Genomic DNA, 5,227 nt, shown 5'->3' on the forward strand with positions numbered 1-5,227 from the left:
GTCTAAACCTGTAACGATGCATACACCTTTACCTTTACGTCCTTTCGTTTGGCGCTGAATTCGTACAATACCGTCGCCTTTGGGGCGAGATGTTTTCTCTTCTTCCGGCTTAATTCGACCGGTTTCTGTTGAATATACCAGAGTCATTCTATTGTTTCTTTTGTTGTTGAGCTTGCATCGCTTTTTGCTTTGCAACTAAATAAGCTTCGATATGACGTTGAATAGCAGTTTTACTACCCTTAATCAGTTTACCATTAAACATACAGTACCAAGAGTTGGGCTGACCTGTATCATTTTGAATAGTATAACCGTTAAAGACTTCTGATTTTGCACCACCAACTTGCTGCGCTCTTTGTCCAAGCGCAGCAAACTCTTTGGGATCAATAATTGATGCGGTATCGCACCACCAATCAATGCTTTTCTTTACCGCCGTCAAACTACCTTGTAAGACGTGGTTTTTGATTTTAACCTTCCAAATACTGCCATCCGGTCCGCCTGACTGCAGGTTAAAACCTCTATAGTTTGAAATCGCCATACCACTGAGTCATCTGTTTAATGCGTTGATATAATCATAATTGCTACTGAGCAATATTCAAATACGGCTTGAATAAACCTTGCTCTAGAAAACAATTTCTATCATAAAACGCGCCTCGATAACGTTAATCACTTTGCACTGTTTATACAATCTTCCAAGAACTCATGGAATTTGTGCCCGTTATTTTGAAGCATTTTAGGAAACATCGAGATAGGAGTCATACCTGGGAATGTGTTTACTTCGTTTAAGTAAATCTCATCATCTTCCGTTAAGAAAAAGTCGATACGAGACAAATGGCGAAGATTCATTTGCTTAAATACCCTTTCAGATGCGTGCTGAATTGCATCTAATTGTGCTTGGGTTAGATTCTTCGCTTCAACTTCGGTGAGCGAGTGACTTGAACTGCTGTACTTTTCATCGTACGAGTAAAAAGCACCGTCAGGTGCAATAACCTCGCCTGGCTTCGTTATGTGCAGCTGGCCATTCATCTCATATGCAGCAACTTCAAGCTCTCGTGGTTTTACTGATTTTTCAACCAACACTTGGTCAGAAAACCCAAACGCATCATTTACTGCATTGGAAAGTTTATCTTTTTCTGTGACGCTGTAACATCCAACAGATGACCCTTGACGAGCGGCTTTGACAAAGACTTTTCCCCATTTTTCAAACGCTTTATGAGCTTGAGCATGAGCTTCTTCATCGTTGCGCGTTAAGAATAAGTAAGGCGTATTGGGAATGCCGATAGCGTCGTACCAAAGCTTAGATGTGATTTTATTGAAGCTATTGCTACTTGCTTCTGGCCCGCAACCAAGGTAAGGAATGCCTGCGATTTCAAACAGAGATTGAATATCACCTGTCTCGCCTGGAAAACCATGTATACAAGGCACAATGAAATCGATGGTTTGATTAGATTCACTTGAGCACAACTGCTTGGTATTGAGATCCAAGTAAACCAACTCACCTTGGTTGGTCATCCAACCTTCGTTTTTAATTTCTACGCGTGTAACGTGAACGTCTTCAATAAGATTTAATTGTTGTTCGACAAAGTTTGCAGACAATAATGAAATCTCGTGCTCAGAAGAGCCGCCGCCGCATAGTAGAAGAATATTTTTAATCATGAATCAATCTTTCCGTGACCTACAAAAGATACTATTTATTATGATAAACCTTTGAAGTGTGACGTACAGTAATTTTAGTGTGAGGAATTTTGTTCGAGTAGGATTTGAACAAATAAATAAGGGAGCTATTCGCTCCCTTATTTGATGTGTTAGTTTAATTTGTTAAGCGTTGGGTAAGCTGAGTTTTTAATGGCGTCAATGCTTTTAACAAATGGTCTTAACTGCTGAAATTGAGCAGGCAAAGTCGAAATCGCTTGCTTGGCTTCCGCGCTTGTTGCGTAGTCTCCGTATAAAACTGAGAACCACTTAGTACCGTTGACGACTTTGTAGTTTTCCCAAATTGGCTGTCCGTTCTGTGGCAGCTTATTTGCAAACTGATCGACTTTCGCTTGGCTACCCACAGCCGCGACTTGAATGGTATAGCCAAATCGTTGAATACCTGCTTGCTTTTTACTCGGTGGTACGATCTTAACTGGCTTCGCCTGCTCTTTTGGCGTTAGCTTGACTACTTTCTTCTCTTCAGGCTTTGCCGTCATTTTCACAACAGTTGGTTGTACGTCTTTTTCTACTACAGCGTTTTCAGACGCCATAATTGGCTTAGAGATACGATCTGATTTGTAGTCCTCTCGATAACTTTCAGAAGTTACGTCTGTGATGTAAGTTTCAGATGCACAAGCAGAAAGCAGGACTGACAAGCCGATGATTGCGATTTTTTTCATGAAGTAACAAATGCTCTGGATAAATATTACGATAAATCATGCCGATAGCAGGGCCGTTTATCAAGCATCAAATACAATAATCTGTGATTTTGATGTGATGAATAACACAAACTCCATAAGCATCGCCCACATTTTGTGCAATGTCTGGTCTGAAGGCGTTTTATCAATAAATTATTCGTTTATGATTGATATGAAACCGATAGGCAAACGTTACTTGCAAACGGCTAGGAGTCAGCATGAATAAACTACATAAACTCTTTAAACCCAACTCTGTGGCCGTTATTGGTGCATCTCAAAAAGCATTACGAGCAGGGCATGTCGTTATGCGTAACCTTCTACAAAGTGGATTTGGTGGCGCGATTATGCCAGTAACGCCGCGATACAAAGCGGTATCCGGAGTTATAGCCTACCCTGATGTGGCTTCCCTACCCTATACGCCAGATATTGCGATTTTATGTACGAACGTTTCACGCAACGAGCAACTGCTTAAAGAGTTAGATGAGAGAGGCACGCCGTTTGCGATTGTTATCTCTGATGACGCTCAGCCTTTAAATATTTCATCATTGAATATTCGAGTTTTAGGACCGAACAGCTTAGGTATTATCTTGCCTTGGCACAAATTTAACTGCACGTTTTCTCCTGTTGCGGCTAAGCCCGGAAAAATTGCGTTCATCTCACAATCTGCGGCGGTTTGTACCACAGTGTTAGACTGGGCAAATGATAAGAATATTGGCTTTTCTTCGTTCATTTCGATTGGACGCGGACAGGATATCGATTTTGCAGATTTGCTTGATTACTTAAGTATGGATGGGAATACGGAAGCTATTCTGCTTTATGTGGATAATATCCAGGATGCCCGACGATTTATGTCTGCTGCGCGAGCGGCTTCACGGAACCGCCGTATATTGGTATTAAAAGCGGGCCGCTCTAAAGAGATGAATACTTTCGAACAGCAAGATGGTGATACGCTTGATGTAATTTACGATTCTGCCATCCGTCGAACTGGTATGTTACGAGTCAGCAATACGCATGAGCTATTCGCTGCGGTAGAAACACTCACGCATTCTGTGCCACTTCGTGGAGAGCGTTTAGCGATCGTCACCAATGGCGGCGGCCCTGCTGTTATGTCCGTTGATACTTTGATTGAACGAGGTGGCCAGCTCGCAACACTTGATGACGCTGCCATTGAGCAATTACAAACTGCACTCCCGTCCAACTGGCGCGCTCGAAATCCGATTGATCTGTCTGGTGACGCAACAAAAAAACGCTACATTGATACCATTAACGCACTGATGAATAACGACTGTGCAGATGCGATCTTGATTATGCATAGTCCTTCTGCGGTTTCCGCCCCTCTTGAAACTGCTCAAGCTGTTATTGAGGCGATCAAGGCTCACCCTCGGCATAAGCATTTTAATATCTTGACCAACTGGTCAGGAGAACAAACGTCGAGAGAGGCACGACTGGCATTTACTCAAGCTGGCATTCCAACCTATCGAACGCCGGAAAGTGCGGTCGTTGCATACATGCACCTGGTCGAGTATCGACGAAACCAGAAGCAATTAATGGAAACGCCAACGACGGCTGAGCCATTGCACTCTGGAAGTGTGAGTTCTGCAAAAGAATGGGTAAATGAACGACTACTGGATAAAAACACAGTTACCTTGGATACGCATCAAACTAGCCCATTATTTAAGCTGTTCGGGTTTAATGTTCTGCCAACATGGATTGCATCTGACGAAATTGAAGCCGTGCATATGGCAGAAAATATCGGATACCCTGTTGCGGTTAAGTTGCGATCTCCAGACATTCCTCATAAATCGGATGTACACGGTGTCGCCCTGAATTTAAGAAACAGTCGAGAAGTTTCCAACGCAGCGCTATCCATTCTAGATACCGTAAAGCTAAGTTACCCTTCTGCCAATGTACATGGGCTCTTGGTACAAGGGATGGCAAAGCTCGGCAGCGCTGAAGAGCTACGGATTAGTATTGCAGTAGATAAGGTCTTTGGACCAGTGATCTTGCTTGGTCAAGGCGGCTCGGAATGGAATATCGCCCAAGATGCCGTCGCTGCACTTCCTCCTTTGAACATGACGCTTGCACGCTACCTTGTCGTTGTTGCTTTAAAGTCTGGAAAGATTCGCCTGCAGAAACACAAAGATGCGCTCGATATTACTGAGTTGTCGAAGTTCTTGGTTCGTATCTCCCAAATGGCAGTTGAGTTACCAGAAATACAAAAACTGGATATCCATCCAGTGCTGGTGTCCGGAAGCGATTTAACTATCCTTGATGCAGATGTCACACTGTGTAAATACGAAGGAGACGCCCAAAAACGGCTAGCGATTCGCCCTTTCCCGGCAGAGTTTGTCGAAACTGTAACGCTTCGAGATGGCCAACCTATCCTGCTTCGCCCTATCTTGCCTGAGGATGAGCCGCTGCATGCTCAATTCATTAATAGCGTATCGAAAGAAGATCTCTATAAACGTTTCTTTTCTGAAGTTGGAGAGTTCAACCATGAGGCTTTGGCAAACTTTACTCAAATCGACTACGACCGCGAAATGGCGTTTGTTGCGGTAGCGTTTAATACCGACGGACCGTCTATCATAGGCGTAGCCCGCGCATTGATTACACCAGATAATAGTGATGCTGAGTTTGCTATTTTGGTTCGTTCAGATTTGAAAGGAAAAGGCTTAGGTAAAGTGCTGATGCAGAAAATTATCAGCTATTGCAAGATTAAAGGCACAAAGCAAATGTCTGGAATGACCATGCCTACAAACAGAGGGATGTTGATGTTAGCTCAAAATCTGGGATTTGAAGTCGATGTTCAGTTTGCCGATGGTACGGCAGATATGGTG

General features: G+C 43.2%; 4 protein-coding genes and 1 pseudogene. 1 reads left to right on the forward strand and 4 read right to left on the reverse strand.

The features are described from left to right. The 4 genes and pseudogenes from CAG69_RS03710 to CAG69_RS03725 all read right to left on the reverse strand — a co-directional run. Positions 1–147, reverse strand: a pseudogene (locus tag CAG69_RS03710) (stress response translation initiation inhibitor YciH); the annotation flags it as partial. A 1-nt stretch (position 148) separates the two neighbouring features. After that, positions 149–535 carry a DUF3319 domain-containing protein gene (locus CAG69_RS03715; RefSeq protein WP_005395460.1) on the reverse strand — a complete coding sequence of 129 codons (387 nt, stop codon included), beginning with the start codon at positions 533–535 and terminating at the stop codon, positions 149–151. 128 nt (positions 536–663) lie between these two features. Then, the gene (locus CAG69_RS03720) at positions 664–1,653 is read right to left on the reverse strand and encodes a D-alanine--D-alanine ligase (protein WP_047010388.1); all 990 of its coding nucleotides are present in this window, start codon (positions 1,651–1,653) and stop codon (positions 664–666) included. 149 nt (positions 1,654–1,802) lie between these two features. Continuing rightward, complete coding sequence (locus tag CAG69_RS03725; RefSeq protein ID WP_005390018.1) at positions 1,803–2,372, reverse strand: SPOR domain-containing protein; 570 nt, start codon at positions 2,370–2,372, stop codon at positions 1,803–1,805. 236 nt (positions 2,373–2,608) lie between these two features. On the opposite strand from CAG69_RS03725, the gene CAG69_RS03730 reads away from it, so the two are divergent. Then, positions 2,609–5,227, forward strand: a 2,619-nt coding sequence (locus CAG69_RS03730) for a bifunctional acetate--CoA ligase family protein/GNAT family N-acetyltransferase (RefSeq protein ID WP_161442782.1), incomplete at its 3' end; no start/stop codon positions are given.

Source organism: Vibrio sp. V43_P6S15P86 (assembly GCF_009904725.1).
GTDB lineage: Bacteria > Pseudomonadota > Gammaproteobacteria > Enterobacterales > Vibrionaceae > Vibrio > Vibrio diabolicus.